This is a genomic window from Halobacillus sp. GSS1, assembly GCF_017307035.1.
GTDB classification, from domain to species: Bacteria; Bacillota; Bacilli; order Bacillales; family Halobacillaceae; genus Halobacillus; species Halobacillus litoralis.
On sequence record NZ_JAFLHE010000004.1, the window covers coordinates 221,050 to 241,343 of the forward strand.

A 20,294-nucleotide genomic window follows, 5' to 3' on the forward strand; every position below is an offset into this window, starting at 1 on the left:
AGACCGCACAGGAAAATCCCGTGTGGTCTTTTTTCTATCATCCGAGAGCAACATCCAGCGTCATCATGACAGTGAAACCAAGCATAAGACTGATGGAAGCCAGATTCACGTTCCCTTTCTCATGGGAACCAGGAATGATTTCTTTAGCTACAACAAAAATCATCGCTCCTGCCGCAAAACTCAAAGCATAAGGCAGAATCGGCTCAATGGCAATAACAGCAAAAGCGCCGATGACAGCGGCCATGGGTTCAACCATGCCGGAAAATTGTCCGAATAGAAAACTCTTCTTTTTTCCCATCCCATCACGGTGAAGAGGCATAGACACCGCTGTTCCTTCAGGGAAATTCTGTATGCCAATTCCGATGGCAAGGGCTACTGCTCCAGCTAGAGTGGCTTCGGTTCCATTAGAAGCTAATGCTCCAAACGCAACGCCGACTGCCAGGCCTTCTGGAATATTATGAAGAGTCATGGAAAAGACGAGAAGTGCGGTTCGGTTTTTCGCCTTCTCATCTTTAATATCATATAAATAACGATCCGTATCTAATGCAGGCAGCATGCGGTCGATGAGGAGCAACAGGGCTCCACCTAATAAAAAGCCTACAGCAGCGGGGACCCAGGAAGGAACAGGTCCCTCTGAAGACATTTCGATGGCTGGAGCTAGAAGCGACCAATAGCTTGCCGCAATCATAACCCCGCCAGCAAAGGCAAGCATACTATCAAGGAATTTTTGATTCGAACCTTTTACGAAAAAGACAAGAGAGGCACCAAGAGCGGTCATGCCCCATGTAAATAACGTGCCCAAAAGAGCCTGTAGTACGGGGTTTAACTCTTTTAAAAGTTCAATCATAGTAACACACACCTCTGAATGAGACTTTAATTTTTGTATTAAGGCAAAAAATATTGACATGACCATTTTATAGGCGTGTATTTTATTCGTCAAATAACAAGATTGAGGTAAATAGGAAATGGGTTTCATGATAAATAACAAAGCATGGTTTATAACAATATTCGACAAAATGTGATTAAAAACAAGAATTTTAGAGTATAGATCCAATGGATGGCATTCAATAGCCTATATATAAATATATCGCTTCAAATCCGTCTCAATCGATTGAACTAGATTCACCGTTACGATAGAATAGTTATGGAAACGCTTAATGTGGTAATTTTCAAACTATTACATAGCGTCACCCATCTTACTTTTCAAGGAGGCGGTTTTTCATGGTAGTCCCTTACAAACACGAACCATTTACTGATTTCACAGTGGAAGAAAATCGGAAAGCTCTGCAGGCGGCAATTAAGCAGGTAGAAGCGGACCTTGGAAAAGAGTACCCTCTCATCATCGGTGGGGAGAGAATTGTCACGGATGACAAGATCAAGGTCGTTAATCCGGCTAACAAGAAAGAAGTCATCGGCTATGTGTCGAAAGCGAACCAGGATCTTGCTGAGAAAGCTCACCAAGTGGCAGATGAGACGTTTGACTGGTGGAGAAAGACGAAAGCGAAGTTCCGTGCAGACATCCTCTTCCGCGCGGCAGCGATCGTCCGCCGTCGTAAGCATGAGTTCACGGCACACCTTGTCAAAGAAGGCGGAAAACCATGGAAGGAAGCGGATGCGGACACAGCAGAAGCAATCGACTTCATGGAGTATTATGGGCGGCAGATGCTTGAAATTGATAAAGGCGTGGAAATCAATTCACGTCCGATTGAAAATAACAGGTTCCATTACATCCCGCTTGGAGTAGGGGTGGTCATTTCTCCTTGGAACTTCCTGTTTGCTATCATGTGCGGAACAACGGTTGCCGCAATGGTATCCGGGAATACGGTGCTTCTGAAGCCGGCGAGTGCAACTCCGATCATCGCTTATAAAATGATGGAAGTTTTAGAGGAAGCTGGACTGCCGAAAGGGGTCATCAACTACATCCCGGGAAGCGGTAAAGAAGTCGGCGACTATCTTGTCGATCACCCTCGTACGCGTTTTGTAAGCTTTACAGGTTCCCGTGAAGTGGGTACCCGTTTATTCGAGCGTGCCGCAAAAGTTCACGAAGGCCAAAAGTGGTTGAAGCGTACCATCATTGAAATGGGCGGGAAAGATACCATTGTTGTAGACAGTGATTCTGACCTTGAGCTTGCGGCAGATGCGATTACGTATTCGGCTTTCGGTTTCTCCGGCCAAAAGTGTTCCGCCTGTTCCCGTGTCATTGCTCATGAAGATGTGTATGATGAGCTGCTGGATCGAGTCGTTCAGAAGACAAAGGAACAAGTAAACTATGGAGATCCAACCGATAACAGCAACTACATGGGACCGGTGATCGACCAGGGCGCTTATGATAAGATTATGAGTTATATCGGAATCGGTAAGGAAGAAGGAAGGTTAATGACAGGCGGCAAAGGAGACGACAGCAAAGGCTGGTTCGTCGCGCCGACTGTTTTTGCTGACCTTGCTCCGGATGCTCGTCTCATGCAGGAGGAAATCTTCGGTCCTGTTGTAGGTTTCACGAAGGCGAAATCTTTTGATGAAGCGATTCAGTTCGCAAACAACACCGACTACGGCTTAACAGGAGCTGTTATTTCCAACAATCGCGAGCATATTGAAAAGGCACGCGATGACTTCCATGTCGGGAATTTGTACTTCAACCGCGGGTGTACGGCTGCAATCGTAGGTTATCATCCATTCGGTGGCTTCAACATGTCAGGAACGGATTCAAAAGCCGGTGGTCCTGATTACCTTATTCATCATATGCAAGGAAAAACAACGTCTGAAATGCTGTAATAGAACGACCAAAAAATCCCTCTTCCACATGTATGTGGAAAGGGATTTTTTCATGAAAAATGGAACATACTAACGCTGTAGGGAAAAGGGAACATTTCCCCAATTTTCTATGACCTCTAAAATTTTTTAAAATAAATTTTGTGAATGAATATCATAAAAATGTCACATATATGTATTTTTATACTATATAAACGAATAAACATTCAATTATGACCTATTCACACAATTTTTGCAATGTTCGTATAAAAGTTATATGATATAGTTGTACCTGTGTTTGGTTTTTTTAAGTCAATATGACTTAAGAACCATGCGTCGGTACGATTTGCATAGGATTGTATAAACCAACATTTGGGAGGTGGAAATGTGTTTGAACTCGCTACTGCAACATCAGCATCCATCGCTGGAGCAACATGGTTCTGGTTATTTGTACCAATGCCAATTTTAATCATTCTATCTATCATTACACTATTCACTGAGAGGAGCGAATAACAAAACATGAGTACTGCTACGTTAATAACGTTTATTGTCTATTTAATCGGTATGCTGGGAATCGGTTTTGCTGCATATCGTCTTACAAGTGATTTATCTGACTATGTCTTAGGTGGTCGTCGTTTAGGTCCAGGAGTTGCCGCGCTATCTGCCGGTGCATCCGACATGAGTGGTTGGTTGCTGCTTGGTTTGCCGGGCGCGATTTATGCTGGAGGACTATCCGCAGCTTGGATCGGTGTCGGTCTAGCTATTGGTGCATACTTAAACTGGCAGTTCGTCGCACGCCGACTTCGTGTGTTTACGGAGATTGCAAATGACTCGATTACTGTTCCAGACTATCTTGAGAACCGCTTCCGTGACCATTCCCACGTGTTACGTGTCATTTCTGCAGCTGTCATTCTTTTATTCTTCACCTTCTATACATCTTCCGGTATGGTTGCCGGTGCGAAGCTGTTTGAAGCTTCCTTTGCTTTGAGCTATACACAGGCTCTATGGTTAGGCGCAATTGTTACTATTTCTTACACTTTCTTAGGTGGATTCCTAGCCGTAAGTTGGACAGACTTTGTTCAAGGTATCCTGATGTTCTTTGCCTTAATCGCTGTACCAATTGTTGCGATTTCTGAACTTGGTGGTTGGAATGCTGCGACAGATGCAGTAGCCCAAATCGATCCATCTCACTTGAACATGGTTCAAGGTGTCGGTGCCCTTGCGATCCTATCTTCTCTTGCCTGGGGACTTGGTTACTTCGGTCAGCCGCACATCCTTGTACGTTTCATGGCTCTACGTTCTCCTAAGGACGTTCCAAAAGCACGCTTGATCGGTATCGGCTGGATGGTTCTAGGTCTATACGGTGCCATCTTCACAGGTCTATTCGGACTTGCTTACATCAACACAGCAGATGTAGCTGATCTTTCTACATTCAACGCAGAAGTGATGACAGAAGGCGGCATCCAGATGCTTGTCGACTCTGAGAAAATTTTCATCACGTTCTCTCAAATCCTGTTCCACCCTGTCATTGCCGGTATCCTACTAGCAGCGATCCTTTCTGCTATCATGAGTACCATTGACTCTCAGTTGCTTGTATCTTCTTCTGCACTTGCAGAGGACTTCTATAAAGCACTGTTCCGTCAGAACGCTACGGAAAAAGAATTGGTATGGGTTGGTCGTGCTGCCGTAGCCGGTATAGCCTTGATCGCCGTGCTTCTTGCAGGTAACCCGGACAGTACCGTTCTTGGTCTTGTATCCTACGCATGGGCAGGTTTCGGTGCCGCATTTGGTCCCGTTATCATTCTGTCCCTATTCTGGAAAGGCATCACACGTAATGGTGCGCTTTCAGGAATCATCGTCGGTGCCGTTACCGTTGTCATTTGGGGAGACTTCCTGAGTGGCGGATTCTTCGACCTTTATGAAATCGTACCTGGTTTCATACTAGGTGGACTTGTCGCTATTCTTGTCAGTCTTTCTGGTACGCCACCGAAAGATATTGCTGAAGAATTTGATAAAGTTACGAAAATGTAAGAAGTTCTTCATTAAAAATTCCCGGTCTCTTGGCCGGGAATTTTTTTGTTTCAGGGCATTTAGCCCGAGGAAGCTCACTGTACGCCCATGGAAAGCGAGTGATTCCCCAGACCTTCAAGCACGTTTGAAATTAACGGAAACACTCTCAGCAAGAGGAAACTTTCGCGATAAGACAGCGCCCTTCTGATGTGTTAAACTAAGAAAGGTGTATCCGTACGTTGAAAATGGATTCTGATATTTGGTATGATCATATATTATGTGAGATCGAAATGGAGGTCGCATTATGTCCAGAATTAGCAAAGAGGAAGTGAAGCACGTCGCGAATCTCGCGCGCCTTGCGATCACGGAAGAAGAAGCAACGACATTCACGAAGCAGCTTGATGACATCATCACGTATGCGGAACAGTTGAATGAAATAGATACAACAGGTGTCGAGCCTACGACCCACGTTCTTGATTTGAAGAACGTTATGCGTAAGGACGAGCCGAAGAAATGGATTTCTCAGGATGATGCACTGAAAAATGCACCAGACAAGCAGGATGGACAGTTCAAAGTACCATCCGTATTGGAATAAGGAGGTTCGACGATGTCTTTATTTGACTATACATTACGTGAGCTTCAAGAGAAGCTACATAATAAAGAGATTTCTGTCACAGATTTAGTAGAGGAATCTTACAAACGAATCGAAGAAGTGGACGACGAAGTCCAGGCCTTCATCACGCTGAATAAAGAAGCAGCGACGAAGCAGGCGGCAGAACTTGACCAGGAGCGCGGCAACAATGATGCAAAGCTCTTCGGACTGCCAATTGGTGTGAAAGATAACATCGTAACAAAAGGACTGCGTACAACAGCAGGAAGCCAGATTCTCTCTAACCTGGATGATCCATTGTATGACGCGACCGTTGTCAACAAACTGAATGATGCCAAGTCCGTCACGATCGGAAAATTGAACATGGACGAGTTCGCCATGGGTTCTTCCAACGAAAACTCAAGCTACGCAGCGGCTCGTAACCCTTGGAATACCGATTACGTTCCAGGTGGATCCAGTGGTGGTTCTGCCGCAGCTGTAGCCGCAGGAGAAGTACCTTATTCTCTAGGTTCTGATACCGGTGGTTCGATCCGCCAGCCAGCCGCTTATTGTGGTGTGGTCGGATTGAAGCCGACTTACGGCCGTGTGTCCCGTTTCGGACTGATTGCATTCGCATCTTCTCTTGATCAGATCGGACCAATCACTCGCAGCGTCGAAGACAATGCGTTCTTGCTTGAAACGATTGCTGGTCATGACAAGATGGATTCTACTTCTGCCAACGTTGAAGTGCCGAAGTACACCGCGTCTCTGACTGGTGATGTGAAAGGCATGAAGATCGGTGTACCGAAAGAATACCTTTCTGAAGGGGTTTCTGAAGAAGTAAAAGAAGCAGTCAAAGCTGCTCTTAAAGAATATGAAAAAATGGGAGCGACTTGGGAAGAAGTTTCTCTTCCTCACTCCAAGTACGCGCTATCCACGTACTACCTGATTTCGTCTTCTGAAGCATCTGCGAACCTGGCCCGTTTCGACGGTGTCCGTTATGGTAAGCGTGCCGAAGATGCGAAGAACATGCTCGATATGTTCAAGCGTTCCCGTGCAGAAGGCTTCGGTGACGAAGTGAAGCGCCGGATCATGCTTGGAACATTCGCCTTGAGCTCCGGGTATTACGATGCGTATTACAAGAAAGCCCAGCAGGTTCGTACATTGATCAAGAACGACTTTGAAAAAGTGTTCGAAGACTACGATGTCATCATCGGGCCGACAACACCGACACCTGCCTTCAAAGTTGGGGACAAAGTCGATGATCCAATGACGATGTATGCGAACGATATTTTGACGATTCCGGTTAACCTTGCAGGCGTACCAGGAATCTCCATCCCATGCGGTTTCTCTGGAGACGGTCTTCCGATCGGCCTTCAGATTATCGGAAAACACTTTGATGAAGGTACCGTTTACCGTGCCGCTCATGCCTTCGAACAGGCGACTGATTATCATAAACAACGCCCGTCCCTTGGAGGTGCGCGCTAATGAACTTTGAAACGATTATCGGACTTGAAGTCCACGTAGAATTGAAAACAGACTCGAAAATTTTCAGCCCGTCTCCGAACATGTTCGGAGATGATCCAAATACGAACGTGAACCCGATCGACCTTGGGTACCCAGGTGTGCTGCCGGTGTTGAACGAAGAAGCCGTCAACTTCGCGATGAAGGCATCGATGGCATTGAACTGCGACATCGCGACAGACACGAAGTTCGACCGTAAAAACTACTTTTACCCTGACAACCCGAAAGCTTATCAAATCTCCCAGTTTGACAAGCCGATCGGTGAAAATGGCTACATCGATATCGAAGTCGATGGCAAGAAGAAGCGTATCGGTATTACCCGTCTTCACATGGAAGAAGATGCTGGTAAGCTGACACACAGCGATGACGGATACTCCCTTGTCGACTATAACCGTCAAGGTACTCCGCTCGTTGAGATCGTATCTGAGCCGGACATCCGTTCACCGAAAGAAGCGTACGCGTACTTGGAAGCATTGAAAAACATCATCCAGTACACAGGCGTTTCCGACTGTAAGATGGAAGAAGGATCCCTACGTTGTGACGCCAACCTTTCCATCCGCCCGATCGGTCAGGAAGAGTTCGGAACGAAGACAGAGCTTAAGAACTTGAACTCCTTCTCCTTTGTACAAAAAGGACTGGAATTCGAAGAGAAGCGTCAGCAGAAAGAATTGCTTTCCGGAGGAGAAATCCTTCAGGAAACTCGTCGTTACGATGAGCAGACGAAAGAAACGATTCTGATGCGTGTCAAAGAAGGTTCTGACGATTATCGTTATTTCCCAGAGCCGGATCTAGTTCCACTACACATCGATGAAGCTTGGAAAGAACGCATCCGTGCTGAAATTCCTGAGCTTCCAGATGCCCGTAAGAAGCGTTACATTGAAGAACTGAAGCTTCCAGAATACGATGCGATGGTTCTGACAAACAACAAAGAGCTTTCCGATTTCTTCGAAGAAACCATTGCCGAAGGAGCGGACATCAAGCAGGCATCCAACTGGTTGATGGGTGAAGTTTCTGCTTACATGAACAAGCACTATAAAGAACTTCATGAGCTTGAGCTAACGCCGGCTTCTCTTGCGAAGATGATCCAGTTGATCGAAGACGGAACAATCAGTTCCAAGATCGCGAAGAAGGTCTTCACAGAGCTAGTAGAAAAAGGCGGCGATCCTGAGAAGATCGTTAAGGATAAAGGACTTGTTCAGATTTCCGACGAAGGCCAGCTGACCGAAATCGTCGTCGGCATCATGGACAACAACCCGCAGTCCATCGAAGACTTCAAGAACGGAAAAGACAAAGCCCTTGGATTCCTTGTCGGTCAGGTAATGAAAGAAACCAAAGGACAAGCGAACCCGCCGATGGTCAACAAGATCATCCTTGCAGAAATGGAAAAGCGCTAAACGCTTAAATTACAAGAAAGCACGCACTTGCTGGTGCGTGCTTTCGTATGGTTTAGGACTTGCCATCATATACTATAGAAATGGTTTGCAAATCCAGGAAAAAGCGCTATGATGTAGAATGGAACATGCTTGGATAGAAAAGGGGGTCATACACGATGAAAAGTGCCCGAATTATATATAACCCGACCTCTGGAAGAGAAGTCATACGCAAGGTTCTCCCGGACATTTTGCAACGGTTCGAACAGTCCGGTTACGAAACCTCCACTCATGCCACAACATGTGCGGGTGACGCCGTCAAAGCAGCAGAATACGCCGTCGATCGTGAATTCGATCTTGTCGTCGCTGCAGGGGGAGACGGAACCATCAATGAAGTGATCAACGGACTTGCCGAAAAACCACACAAACCGAAAGTCGGCATCATTCCAGTCGGGACAACGAACGATTTCGCCCGTGCTTTACACGTGCCTAGAAACATTCATAAAGCGGTGGATATCATCCTGGAAGGCTACAGCCATCCGCTCGATATCGGCCGTGTCAACGACCAATATTTCATGAACATCGCCGGTGGCGGTAAAATAACAGAAATCTCTTACGAAGTACCAAGTAAGCTGAAAACAATGATTGGGCAACTCGCCTACTACTTAAAAGGTATCGAGATGCTGCCATCCATTCGTCCGACTTATGTCGAGATGGAGTATGACGGCAAATGGTATGAAGGCGAGATCATGCTTTTCCTCGTCAGTAACACCAACTCTGTCGGCGGCCTTGAAAAACTGGCGCCATCTGCCCGTATGGATGACGGACTTTTCGACCTGATGATCATTGAAAAAATGAACATCGCAGAATTCGTCCGCTTAGCGACACTCGCCATCCAAGGCAACCACTTGAATCACCCGAAATTCATCCACACGACCGCAAGCCGTGTGAAAGTGAAGACAGATGAAAAGATGCAGTTGAATATTGACGGGGAATTCGGTGGATTATTGCCCGGGGAATTTGTCAATTTATACAGACATCTGGACTTTTTTGTCCCAGAAGATATATTCAAAGAAGAAGAAGCTGACGAAGAAGAATAATGGGGAGCGCTGCTGTGTGAGACAGTGGCGTTCTTTTGTTTTGTTTAAGGGGAGTACATAGCCACCGGGGCGACTCCGCACTTAGAGATATGATAAACTACATGTAGAGTATATAGATAAAGCGATAAAGGACGGATGAACAATGGCGAAACCAAAACCGCCGGTACAGAAGAACGAGACGATCGAACTCAGCTTTGAAGATTTGACCCACGAAGGCAATGGGGTAGGGAAAGTCGATGGCTATCCACTTTTCGTACCGTATGGCCTTCCAGGTGAAAAGGCGGAAGTAAAAGTCATCAAAGTGAAAAAGAACTTCGGCTTTGGCAAGCTGGTGAAAGTGACAGAAGCAAGTGAAGATCGCGTCGAGCCCCCATGTGATGTGTTTTATCAGTGTGGCGGCTGTCAGCTTCAGCACATGAGCTATCAAATGCAGCTCGATATGAAACAGAAGCAAGTAAAGGATAACATGAAGAAAATCGGTCACCTCGAACATGTCCCTGTCCACCCGACGGTTGGCATGGAGGACCCGTGGCGTTACCGCAACAAAGTCCAGATTCCTGTCGGTCAAAAGGAAGACGGTGAACTGATGACAGGCTTCTACCAGAAACGAAGCCACAATATCATCGACATGGACACATGCCTGATCCAGGACGAAATGAACGATCGCATGGTCGAAACCGTCCGCCGCATCGCATCCAAACACGGAATCGATGCCTATGATGAACAGAGCCATCGCGGCGTGCTGAGACACATCATGGTCCGTACCGGTCAGAATACAAAGGACATCATGATCGTTCTCGTCACAAAGACGAAAAAGCTTCCGCACAAGGACAAAATGATCGATGAGATCCGCGATGCTTTTCCAAACGTGAAGTCGATTGTTCATAACGTCAACAGTGCGAAAACAAACGTCATCCTTGGAAAAGAAACGAATATCATCTGGGGCGATGAGTACATTTATGACACGATCGGAGATATCCGATTCATGATCTCACCGAAGTCGTTCTACCAGGTCAACCCGACCCAGACGAAGAAACTTTATGACCAGGCGCTAGACTATGCCGATTTAAGAGGTGGGGAGACCGTCATTGACGCTTACTGCGGTATTGGAACCATTTCCTTGTTCCTCGCTCAAAAAGCGAAGAAAGTGTACGGCGTAGAAATCGTTCCTGAAGCTGTTACTGATGCAAAGAAAAATGCGCGTCTGAACAAGATGGAGAACGCAGAATTCTATGTGGGACAAGCGGAAGAGCTCATGCCGTGGTGGCGCAACCAGGGACTGCGTCCGGATGTTATCGTTGTCGATCCTCCGCGTAAGGGTTGTGACGAAGAGCTGTTGAAGGCGATGCTGGATATGGAACCGGAGCGTATTGTTTATGTTTCCTGTAATCCTTCGACGCTTGCGCGTGACTTGCGTATTCTTGAAGACGGTGGGTATGAGACAAAGGAAGTTCAGCCTGTCGATATGTTCCCGCAGACTAGTCATGTGGAGTGTGTGACTTGGCTGGAGAAGAAAGAAAAGTAAATCTCAGTAGTATTTCTTAAGGGGTTTTTTGAAGTGGAAGCGAACAAACTGTGGTTGTCTTTACCAAAGAACTGTGACAGTAGAGTAGAGAGAGTAGTGGAGAAGGATGAATGAAGTGAAAGTAAATTCTTAAGCCTATAGGACCGGTTGTTGTGTTTGGGGAGGTAACCACACAACAACCGGCCTGTTTTTTACATGTTATATTTTTTGAAGTGCAGGGTAACTTTATATAGGAAGTGTTTTCCCATTCTTATAAAAAATAATCGTGATAGAGTAATACTCTAAGGTGAATGAGGGCACTTGATTAAGGGTATAGATAAGGAAACCCTTGGCCAGAATCTTGACACCAACGAAAGCGAAACTACAAAAACTACATTACATTCACTCACTAGGAAGGGGAATTTCTCATGGCTGATGAAAATATAAGCAAAGGTTTAGTTGATGCTGCGTTTAAAAAGAAAGAATCGGAAGAAGAACAGAAAGTAAAAGAAGAGGATAAAGCAACCGTAGGCGATATTATAACTTTCCAAAAAGACGGCCAACAGTTTGAAGCTGTCGTAACTTCTGCTAATTTACAAAACTCCGTCGTTTGCGACATGACTATTATGGATGATTTTCACGAGCGTAATTTAGATTTTGAAAAAACCGTTGTTGCTCATACAAACTACAGCATTAAAAAACGTCGCGACGTGTAAGTTCAACAATAGTAATATATAAGAGCATCACCTTTATCAAGGGTGATGCTCTTTTCTTAGTGTGGGAAAGGATGAGCGGATCGGAAACAAACATCACAAATTCGGGAAGGATCCCACTGTGTTAAATCATTGCCATAGCGGTTGTCAGGCATCACCTTTGAATAACGTAAACATCACTTCACATTTTTTATCTGCCATAACCATTCATGCCAAGTAGGTTTTTTGAGGAGTTAACTAAGCGCAAGAGTTAATACTAATAGTAAACGTTTACAATGTTGACACAACTAACTTCGGTACAATCGGTAAATAGTGATATAATAAGAGTGTAAAGAAGATAGCAAAAACAAATAAACAACTTAGGTGGCTCAACCATCGCGAGTTCGTTTCCAAACGAACGAAAATCACAGCCGATGAAAGAAGGTTCATCTGTACAATCAGGGTGAACATCCCGTCTTGAAAGGGGCAGGTGATAAAGCTGCCTACAGAGTGTAGGTGGCGGGGAAGTCTTGGTACGATGATTCCCTTCTGAAGTTAAATCGAGGGAGGAGTAAGGAAACAAAGAGCATTCCCTTAGCTGGTGCTTTCTCTCTTCTTTTGAAATAAAGGAAGAAGAAGAGGAAGAAAAAATGGACTTAACAGGAGAAGGAAACGGATTCTCTGAAGAATTTTCCTTTGTGAAAGTCTGAATCCAAAAAATGTGTAGGAATAAGGATGATTCTTACATGGTTGGGTCACCTAAGTTGTTTACTTCGCCTCGGCACTTTCTTAAGTGTCGGGGCTTCTTTCTGTGCAAGGAAGTTGACGGGATCTATTCATAACACATCTAATGTAAACGTTTACAAAATTGACACAACTACCCCCGTTGAAATCTGGAAATGGTGATATAATAAGAGTGTAAAGAAGATAACAAAAATAAATAAACAACTTAGGTGGCTCAACCATCACGAGTTCGTTTCCAATCGAACGAAGATCACACAGCCGATGAAAGAAGGTTCATCCGATGTATGGGGTGAAATAACAGTCTTGATTGAGGCAAGTGATACAGCTATCTAAAGATAGTGGGTAGTGGCTAAAGCTTGGAAAGTTGATTTAGATTGAAGGTTGAGTAAGGAAACAAAGAGCATTTCCTTAGTCTTCTGTTGAAGTAAGGAAGAAGAATAAAAAATAGACTTAACCGGAAAAGGAAACGAATTCTCCGTAGAATTGTCCTTCGAGAAAGTCTGGAATCTAGAAAAATATGTAGAGTCATGGATGATTCTTACATGGTTGGGTCACCTAAGTTGTTTACTTTCGCCCTGGCACTTATTGAAGTGCCAGGGCTTTTTATGTACCAACGACGGTTTCCCTAAGGGTAGCCACTGTTAGAAAGGAGGGGGGAGCTGTGTTAATTTATTCTCAATCTCCTGGATAATGATGTGATTGATTTTCACTCTGGCATAATGTTTATTTTCTCCTGCTACGATGTGCCACTTACTTTCTAGAGGAGACGTGTGCTGAAACATATCCTCTACAGCTTCTTCATACATCTCCCACTTTGCGCGGTTTCTCCAGTCCTCATCCGTGATTTTCCATTTTTTTAGAGGGTCTTGTTCTCTTTCTTGGAATCGTTTCAGTTGTTCTTCTTTAGAAATGTGCAGCCATACTTTGATGACGACATATCGATCTTGAGCAAGGAGATGTTCAAATTGAACGATTTCGTTGTAGGATCGATTCCATTCGGATACAGAAGCGAACTTCTCGACTCTTTCCACAAGAACGCGGCCATACCAGGAACGATCAAAGATCGCTATTTTCCCGTACGGTGGAACCTTGTTCCAGAAGCGTTTGAGGTAATGGTGTCTCTTTTCGTTCGTGGAAGGAGCGCCAATGGCATGGACCTCAAAACCGCGCGGGTCGAGCCCGCTGGTCAGCCTTTTGATCGCACCTCCTTTTCCTGAAGCATCCCAGCCTTCAAAAACAACAATAACGCCTAACTGGTTATCGTAGATGGATCGCTGCAACTGGAGTAACTTCAACTGTGACTGTTTCATTTCCTCTTTATATTCCTTTTTGTCTATGTTCAAGGATAGATCTACAGATTCCAGCATACCGTTCTCTCCTTTGATGTATTTGGTTTTAAAACCCTTTCTCTACATATTCATCAGGAATTGCCTGAATCCTTTTGAATATGACCCTGAAAATGAGAGGGATTTTCTTTTGACCTCGTTGGAATGAAGGACCTTATTCCTAACTATTTATTAAAACTCGACAATAAAATACAAAATATTCTGTTTACTTGTGCTACTATTTATATATCCATTTGTAAACTAATCTTCTGTTCATCACGAAGCAGACATACTTAGAACAAGTAGGAATTGATTAAAGAGTAAGGATATAAGGAGGAAACTCAATTATGAAAAAATTAATAACAGCTGGGTTGGGGATAGTTTTTGCTATGAGTTTAATGGCATCAGGGGTATCGGCAAAGAGTAGTGTCGTTCCTGGTCATCAGACAGATGATGGCAGTATTCCGGTGGGTGATGTCACTGGGATGTACACAGAAGTGAATGGTGATTATCATTACAAAGTTCAATATCGTGGTGATTTTGCAGGAGACCCTTATATGGATAGTGGCTGGATGATCAATCACATCAAGAATATGGAAACCGGGGAAAAGTATTTTTACTTAATTGTTCATGAAACGGACCCCCGTTACACAGGGGAGGGAAATCCAGTATGGGGGAATTGGGAATATCACCTTGTAGTCAGTGGGAATCAATCTGATCCAGTAGATAATGGGGTCATTGATATCAACAAACCTAATCACCCCGTCAAACGGTGAATGTGTAACCGCTGATCTTTAATTATCTAGAAGTAGATTTAAAAGATTAGTTTACAAAATGGATTGCTTTACGTGTGAGAGATCGTGTATAAAGAGGAACCCCACTGTTGATTAAACACCAACGTAAACGTTTACAAAACGGACACAACCCCCAGCGTTAAAACCCGTATATGGTGGTATAATAAGAGTGTAAAGAAGATAACAAACAAACTTAAACAACTTAGGTGGCTCAACCATCGCGAGTTCGTTTCCAAACGAACGAAAGTCCCCGTCACGGAAGGACGTTCATCCATTTTTTAAGGATGGTAAAAGTCCGGGAAGAAGGGGCAGGTAAAAGAGCAGGCCTGCGGATGGCAGGTCGTGGAGAGGTCAGTGTAAGGCAATCCCCCCAATGAAATTAGATTGAGCGTTGAGTAAGGAAACAAAGAGAATTCTCTTAGCTGGTGTTTCACCTTTCCTTTTCGAATCACGAAAAGTGGACGGAAGGTAAATTCGACTTAACCGGATAAGGAAACGGATTCTCAGAAGAATTGTCCTTCGAGTTAGTCTGAATTTCAAAAATGTGTAGAATCAAGGATGATTCTTACATGGTTGGGTCACCTAAGTTGTTTATTTTCGCCCTGGCACTCCTATAGTGCCAGGGCTTTTTTATTTCAATATTTTGGTGGCGGAGACCTTCATGGAACCACCACCGATCCTTCTTATTTCTTTTCCCTGGGAGCCAACGCTCACTTCAAATCTTTACGGCTGATTAACTCAGATACAACAAAAGCGAGGTCGTCATTTCCATAGAGGGACAACACTTCAAGCAGAGTCTCAGGGTCGATGTGATCGGACTCCTGCTTCGGTACGGTCAGCTCCAGGGCATCGACCAGTTCTTTATTTTTATCCTGATAGGGATAGGCCTCTTCATAGATGGTTACAGGATCCAGGTCATGGTTGATGCACCACTGGGCAAAAAGCAGAATCATCATTTTTTCGCCTTTTTGATAATTACGAATCACTTCTTCTTCATTGTTCCGATCCACATGGCATGCCTCCTTCGTAAGCGGGGGACGGTTTTTTATACTTGCAACAGTTTCTTCCTCCCATGATATCAGATATTTATGAAAGCATGGTCTTTTGCCTCCATCCATGTTTCTTTTTCTAAGAAGCGTATAACGAAAAAAGCAGGAGGCGGGAGGCCTCCTGCTTTTTACTTACGCGTTATGGTAAGCTAAATCTTTCTTTTTCTTCAAATCAAAACGATCTGCGTTCATTACTTTCACCCAGGCAGCCACAAAGTCGTGGACAAACTTCTCTTTGTTATCTTCCTGTGCATACACTTCACCAAGCGAACGCAGGACAGAGTTGGATCCGAAGACGAGGTCGACGCGTGTCGCTTTTCTGACAAGATCGCCTGTTTGACGATTGCGGCCTTCGTATTCATTGTAATCACTCGGCTTCCACTCGATGTTCATATCAAGAAGGTTCACGAAAAAGTCGTTTGTCAGTGTGCCGACTTTGTCTGTGAATACGCCGTAGTCTGTGTCTTTGTAGTTGGCACCAAGTACGCGCATACCGCCGACCAGTACAGTCATTTCTGGTGCAGAAAGACCAAGAAGCTGTGCTTTGTCAACGAGCAATTCTTCTGGGCTCAACGTGTATCTTTTCTTCTCATAGTTACGGAATCCATCAGCCATCGGCTCGAGGACTTCGAAGCTTTCTTCATCAGTTTGCTCCTGGGTGGCATCGCCGCGGCCGGAGACAAATGGAATGGTGACTTCGACGCCTGCATCTTTGGCAGCTTTCTCTACAGCTGCGCTTCCGCCAAGGACGATTAAATCAGCCAGGCTGACTTCATTGTCGAACTGTTTTTGAATGCCCTCATAGACGGCAAGCACCTTGGAAAGCTGCTTTGGTTCGTTCACTTCCCAATCTTTTTGTGGAGCGAGTCGGATACGGGCACCATTCGCGCCACCACGCATGTCCGATCCACGATAGGTGCTTGCTGCAGCCCAGGCTGTTTTCACAAGTTCACTGACAGAAAGGCTGGAGTCGAGAATTTTTTCTTTCAACTCTGCTACTTCAGCGTCCGTCAATTCATATTCAACCGTAGGGATTGGATCCTGCCAGATCAAGTCCTCATCCGGCACTTCTGGTCCGAGGTATCTAGTTTTTGGTCCCATGTCACGGTGAAGCAGCTTGAACCATGCACGAGCAAAGGCATCGGCAAATTCATCAGGGTTTTGATGGAAACGACGGGAGATCTTTTCGTAATCCGGGTCCATACGCAGGGCCATATCGGCGGTTGTCATAAATGTAGGGACTTTGACAGATGAATCCTCCGCATCTGGAGCCATGTCCTCTTTTTTAGGGTTGACTGGAGCCCACTGGTTCGCACCGGCTGCACTCTTCGTCAATTCCCACTCGTAACCGAACAATAGATCATAGTAGCCGTTGTCCCAAACAGTCGGGTTCGCTGTCCATGCACCATCGACACCACTTGTGATCGTGTCGCGGCCTTTCCCGCTTCCATGAGAGCTCATCCAGCCTAAGCCTTGATCCTCGATGTCAGCCGCTTCTGGTGAAGCACCGACTTGATCAGGGTCGCCGGCACCGTGAGCTTTACCGAAGGTGTGACCACCTGCAACAAGAGCTACAGTCTCTTCGTCATTCATTCCCATCCGAGCGAACGTTTCGCGGATATCGCGTGCACTTGCAAGTGGGTCCGGGTTGCCGTTTGGACCTTCCGGGTTTACATAGATGAGTCCCATCTGCACAGCAGCGAGTGGGCTTTCAAGTTCGCGGTCGCCGGAGTAACGATTGTCACCGAGCCACTCTTTTTCATTTCCCCAGTAGACATCTTCTTCTGGATGCCAGATGTCCTCGCGTCCTGCGCCAAAGCCAAAGGTCTTCAAGCCCATGGATTCAAGCGCGACGTTTCCAGTAAGTACGAGCAGGTCTGCCCATGAAATTTTATTGCCATATTTCTGTTTGATCGGCCACAGCAGGCGGCGGGCTTTATCGAGGTTCGCATTATCCGGCCAGCTGTTTAAAGGAGCAAAACGTTGGTTTCCTGTGGCACCACCACCGCGTCCATCTCCTGTACGATACGTACCGGCTGCGTGCCAGGACATACGAATGAAAAGGGGGCCATAATGGCCATAGTCTGCCGGCCACCAGTCCTGGCTGTCTGTCATCAGCTCGTGCAGGTCCTGCTTCAGGGCGTAATAATCGAGTTTGTTGAATTCCTCTTCATAATCGAAGTCTTCTCCCATCGGGTTCGACTTTTTATCATGCTGACGTAAAATATGCAGATTCAGCTGGTTGGGCCACCAGTCTTTGTTCGTTGTGCCGACTTTCGTTGTCGTTACGGCGCTTTCTTCTTTCGTTTTTTCGTGGGTTACGGGACACTTACCAGCTTGGCTGTCATGCATTTCATTTTTGTCCATGAATGATACCCTCCTATATTTGTGAAAAAATTATAATCGGTCTTAGATTATAATTATAATAAAAAGAGTCATTTTTTGAAAGGCAGAACCCTCTGATTTACTGGAAAAATTTTATTTCATTAATAGAAGACAAAAGTGAATCATATTTTAATAGATTGATAAAGTTACGAATGGGGAGAGGGGCGGAGATGGGCCTTATAGTGGATGGGAAAGAGAAACCTGCATGGATAAACGCATAAGAAAAAGTCTCTGCTTTTCAAATACAAATTCATTGAAAAATATTCCCATTGTGTATAGCATGAAAGCATTGATTCTAGTAATCGATGCACCCAAACAAACATAGAAATCCAGTCGATGAGATAGGGGAATGATTGTGCGTCACATATCCAACTACTTGTACATATTTTACTCATTCGTGTTCGCCTTGAATGTCGTTCACGTGTTTTGGAACAATTCGACTTTATACACCATCATAGGGATTCTTGGAATCGTCATGCTGACGATCAGTTTTCCTCGATCGGATCGTGTGTTCAAAATCTTAGGAATGGTGTTGTTAGTCGCAGGTGCGTTTTTCTTCTTCTCGAGTGAGACGACCTTTCAGGAGATTCCCTCGTTCTTTGCAGGGAACATTGGACTGCTCTTCCTATTATCCATGCTTCCATGGATGAATAGTGTTGTAAAAGCGGGAAGGTATAACAAACTCCTGCAATCCTTATTAGGAAGTAACGCCAAGGGACTTGGTTCTTTATATGTCCGGAGTGAAGTCACCATGGTTTCTCTTGCCGCTTTCCTGAACTTGTCTTCCGCCACCATTTCCCAGGACTTGTTGAAGGAACAGTTGAAAGATGTGAAAACGAAGGTGAAGAACAGCTTCATTTTAATGGCGACACTGCGTGGGTATTCGCTTGCTTTGTTATGGAGCCCGCTCGAAATCCTGCTTGCGACTTCGATTTTCATTACAGGGGCGAATTATTTAGAAGTGCTGCCGTGGATGCTGCTGATTGCGGTTCTTGGTATTTCGATGGACTCTTTCATGGGGAAAATGATGTTTCGCAAATACGGGATGGAAGCACCCCTTTCACTAGAAAAAGGGACAGGGAAAAGCAGGAAGAAACTCGTCCAGTTCATTGTCGCGCTCGTCCTGTTTTTATCCGTGGTCGTATTTTTAGGAAACGTCATTCAGCTGGACTTTCTTTTTGCTGTCACCGTATCGATCTTCCCCTTCGCTTTTACATGGGCGGTGCTTGTGAAGCGGAGACGGAGTTTCCTGCAAGTCGGCTGGCCGACATGGAAATGGAAGACGAACCATTTAAGCAACTTCATCGTTCTTCTGTTGTCGCTATCCTTTTTAACAGAGACGTTGAATGCTTCGCCATACTTGAAGTATTTACAGGATCCTCTGATTGCGCTTGAGGGAAGTCCGCTTCTCATCATGCTTTTCATCCAGGCTGCTTTCCTTGTGATGACGTTGCTGGGCGTTCATCCGCTTGCGACGATGGGGATCTTTGGTGGTGTCAGTGAACTGTTGATTGGAACGTTCCCTGAGGTGACCCTGACCATTCTTCTGTCTGCCTGTGCGATTGCTACGGTACCTTCAGCCCCTTATGGCCTGATCGTTACCATCACTTCAGTAGCTTTACGGATGAATCCTTATCAAATCGTGCTGAGGAACCTGCCATATAGTATTTTGCTCGGCTTCTTAGGAATAGGAATCTCGCTTCTTACACTACTCGTCTACTAGTGTTTTTTAAAGGGGAGTTTCTAGAGCAATGGTCACCATATTTGGATAAGCACGGGGCGGTAGAAGATGATCTTCTACCGCCCCGTTTTTGTATGACTATTATTCAGGTGAACGCAATTCGTCTTCGGTCACCCATTTGTGGTCAGTCACAGCCCGATCACCGTCAACGGTTGTAAAGTCAACCATGTAAACAGTGGTTTGTTCAGCTGTGTCGATGGTCGCCTTTACACCATCCATTCCTTCCATATGATCAGCCGCAAGCGTCACTTCTGTTCCTTCTGAGAGAGGAGCATTTTCCGCATTTTCAAGCTCTTCATGTATGACCCATTTGTGATTCGTCACCGGATCTCCACCCGTGGTCGGGGTGAACGATACGGCATAAGCGGTAGAATTAAAAGCTCCTGTCACGGTGGCCTCTGCACCCTTCATCACTGAGTCATGACCCTCCGCGTGTTCTGCTTCAATAATCACCTGGTCACCTTCGTTATAGGCAGGGCTTTCAGCCGGTTGCAATCCTTCTGGAATTTCTCCATCACTGGACATGCTGTGACCATGTCCTTCTTCCTTAGAATGATCGCCTCCCATATCCTCTCCGCTCATTTCATCCTGACTTGTTTCTTCTGTCGGTGGTGTTTCTTCAGTATTCTTTTCAACTTCCTGATTTTCACTATTCCCACACGCGCTTATAACCAGAAGCAGACTGAACAAAATTGTGATGACATAACCATTTTTCATTA

At 45.3% G+C, this 20,294-nt stretch carries 16 protein-coding genes; 11 read left to right on the forward strand and 5 right to left on the reverse strand.

What is annotated here, in order from left to right; all coding sequences use genetic code 11:
* Positions 1–37: 37 nt before the first annotated feature.
* A complete protein-coding gene (locus J0K78_RS11310; RefSeq protein WP_206947043.1) occupies positions 38–847 on the reverse strand; it encodes a ZIP family metal transporter in 810 nt (269 codons plus the stop codon).
* A gap of 374 nt (positions 848–1,221) precedes the next feature.
* On the opposite strand from J0K78_RS11310, the gene pruA reads away from it, so the two are divergent.
* The 9 genes from pruA (at position 1,222) to J0K78_RS11350 (ending at position 11,561) form a co-directional block, all read left to right on the forward strand.
* Positions 1,222–2,772: an L-glutamate gamma-semialdehyde dehydrogenase gene (gene pruA / locus J0K78_RS11315; protein WP_160913936.1), complete on the forward strand. Its 1,551-nt coding sequence runs from the start codon at positions 1,222–1,224 to the stop codon at positions 2,770–2,772.
* A gap of 363 nt (positions 2,773–3,135) precedes the next feature.
* Positions 3,136–3,261 (forward strand): hypothetical protein, encoded by a 126-nt coding sequence (locus J0K78_RS20175; protein WP_255534807.1) that lies wholly within the window; start codon positions 3,136–3,138, stop codon positions 3,259–3,261.
* Positions 3,262–3,267: 6 nt separating this feature from the next.
* Positions 3,268–4,779 carry a sodium/proline symporter PutP gene (gene putP, locus J0K78_RS11320; RefSeq protein ID WP_206947045.1) on the forward strand — a complete coding sequence of 504 codons (1,512 nt, stop codon included), beginning with the start codon at positions 3,268–3,270 and terminating at the stop codon, positions 4,777–4,779.
* Between the two features lie 283 nt (positions 4,780–5,062).
* The gene (gene gatC, locus J0K78_RS11325; RefSeq protein ID WP_206947047.1) at positions 5,063–5,353 is read left to right on the forward strand and encodes an Asp-tRNA(Asn)/Glu-tRNA(Gln) amidotransferase subunit GatC; all 291 of its coding nucleotides are present in this window, start codon (positions 5,063–5,065) and stop codon (positions 5,351–5,353) included.
* Between the two features lie 12 nt (positions 5,354–5,365).
* The gene (gatA, locus tag J0K78_RS11330) at positions 5,366–6,835 is read left to right on the forward strand and encodes an Asp-tRNA(Asn)/Glu-tRNA(Gln) amidotransferase subunit GatA (RefSeq protein ID WP_206947048.1); all 1,470 of its coding nucleotides are present in this window, start codon (positions 5,366–5,368) and stop codon (positions 6,833–6,835) included.
* On the forward strand, positions 6,835–8,265 hold the full coding sequence (gene gatB, locus J0K78_RS11335) for an Asp-tRNA(Asn)/Glu-tRNA(Gln) amidotransferase subunit GatB (protein WP_160913942.1): 1,431 nt from the start codon (positions 6,835–6,837) through the stop codon (positions 8,263–8,265). The genes gatA and gatB overlap by 1 nt, the downstream gene beginning before the upstream one ends.
* A gap of 155 nt (positions 8,266–8,420) precedes the next feature.
* On the forward strand, positions 8,421–9,341 hold the full coding sequence (locus J0K78_RS11340; RefSeq protein WP_160913944.1) for a diacylglycerol kinase: 921 nt from the start codon (positions 8,421–8,423) through the stop codon (positions 9,339–9,341).
* Between the two features lie 142 nt (positions 9,342–9,483).
* The gene (rlmD, locus tag J0K78_RS11345; protein ID WP_206947050.1) at positions 9,484–10,866 is read left to right on the forward strand and encodes a 23S rRNA (uracil(1939)-C(5))-methyltransferase RlmD; all 1,383 of its coding nucleotides are present in this window, start codon (positions 9,484–9,486) and stop codon (positions 10,864–10,866) included.
* Positions 10,867–11,273: 407 nt separating this feature from the next.
* Positions 11,274–11,561 (forward strand): YkvS family protein, encoded by a 288-nt coding sequence (locus J0K78_RS11350; RefSeq protein ID WP_206947052.1) that lies wholly within the window; start codon positions 11,274–11,276, stop codon positions 11,559–11,561.
* 1,361 nt (positions 11,562–12,922) lie between these two features.
* Here the strand turns inward: J0K78_RS11350 and J0K78_RS11355 are convergent.
* Entirely contained in the window at positions 12,923–13,648 is a 726-nt protein-coding gene (locus J0K78_RS11355) for a polyphosphate kinase 2 family protein (protein WP_206947054.1), read from the reverse strand.
* A gap of 305 nt (positions 13,649–13,953) precedes the next feature.
* Between J0K78_RS11355 and J0K78_RS11360 the strand changes: the two genes are divergently transcribed.
* Positions 13,954–14,382: a hypothetical protein gene (locus tag J0K78_RS11360; RefSeq protein ID WP_206947056.1), complete on the forward strand. Its 429-nt coding sequence runs from the start codon at positions 13,954–13,956 to the stop codon at positions 14,380–14,382.
* 728 nt (positions 14,383–15,110) lie between these two features.
* Here J0K78_RS11360 and J0K78_RS11365 read toward each other — a convergent pair.
* A complete protein-coding gene (locus tag J0K78_RS11365; RefSeq protein WP_206947058.1) occupies positions 15,111–15,410 on the reverse strand; it encodes a hypothetical protein in 300 nt (99 codons plus the stop codon).
* Positions 15,411–15,581: 171 nt separating this feature from the next.
* Complete coding sequence (gene katG, locus J0K78_RS11370) at positions 15,582–17,816, reverse strand: catalase/peroxidase HPI (RefSeq protein WP_206947060.1); 2,235 nt, start codon at positions 17,814–17,816, stop codon at positions 15,582–15,584.
* A gap of 367 nt (positions 17,817–18,183) precedes the next feature.
* On the opposite strand from katG, the gene J0K78_RS11375 reads away from it, so the two are divergent.
* Positions 18,184–19,557, forward strand: coding sequence for a hypothetical protein (locus J0K78_RS11375; protein ID WP_206947062.1), 1,374 nt, complete (start codon positions 18,184–18,186; stop codon positions 19,555–19,557).
* 99 nt (positions 19,558–19,656) lie between these two features.
* Here the strand turns inward: J0K78_RS11375 and J0K78_RS11380 are convergent, their stop codons facing one another.
* Positions 19,657–20,292 (reverse strand): YdhK family protein, encoded by a 636-nt coding sequence (locus tag J0K78_RS11380; RefSeq protein ID WP_206947064.1) that lies wholly within the window; start codon positions 20,290–20,292, stop codon positions 19,657–19,659.
* Positions 20,293–20,294: the final 2 nt, after the last annotated feature.

Bases quoted from the DNA above. Each gene is read 5' to 3' on its own strand.
- J0K78_RS11310 (WP_206947043.1), bottom strand. From the start codon at position 847: ATGATTGAACTTTTAAAAGAGTTAAACCCCGTACTACAGGCTCTTTTG.
- pruA (WP_160913936.1), top strand. From the start codon at position 1,222: ATGGTAGTCCCTTACAAACACGAACCATTTACTGATTTCACAGTGGAA.
- putP (WP_206947045.1), top strand. From the start codon at position 3,268: ATGAGTACTGCTACGTTAATAACGTTTATTGTCTATTTAATCGGTATG.
- gatC (WP_206947047.1), top strand. From the start codon at position 5,063: ATGTCCAGAATTAGCAAAGAGGAAGTGAAGCACGTCGCGAATCTCGCG.
- gatA (WP_206947048.1), top strand. From the start codon at position 5,366: ATGTCTTTATTTGACTATACATTACGTGAGCTTCAAGAGAAGCTACAT.
- gatB (WP_160913942.1), top strand. From the start codon at position 6,835: ATGAACTTTGAAACGATTATCGGACTTGAAGTCCACGTAGAATTGAAA.
- J0K78_RS11340 (WP_160913944.1), top strand. From the start codon at position 8,421: ATGAAAAGTGCCCGAATTATATATAACCCGACCTCTGGAAGAGAAGTC.
- rlmD (WP_206947050.1), top strand. From the start codon at position 9,484: ATGGCGAAACCAAAACCGCCGGTACAGAAGAACGAGACGATCGAACTC.
- J0K78_RS11350 (WP_206947052.1), top strand. From the start codon at position 11,274: ATGGCTGATGAAAATATAAGCAAAGGTTTAGTTGATGCTGCGTTTAAA.
- J0K78_RS11355 (WP_206947054.1), bottom strand. From the start codon at position 13,648: ATGCTGGAATCTGTAGATCTATCCTTGAACATAGACAAAAAGGAATAT.
- J0K78_RS11360 (WP_206947056.1), top strand. From the start codon at position 13,954: ATGAAAAAATTAATAACAGCTGGGTTGGGGATAGTTTTTGCTATGAGT.
- katG (WP_206947060.1), bottom strand. From the start codon at position 17,816: ATGGACAAAAATGAAATGCATGACAGCCAAGCTGGTAAGTGTCCCGTA.
- J0K78_RS11375 (WP_206947062.1), top strand. From the start codon at position 18,184: ATGATTGTGCGTCACATATCCAACTACTTGTACATATTTTACTCATTC.
- J0K78_RS11380 (WP_206947064.1), bottom strand. From the start codon at position 20,292: ATGAAAAATGGTTATGTCATCACAATTTTGTTCAGTCTGCTTCTGGTT.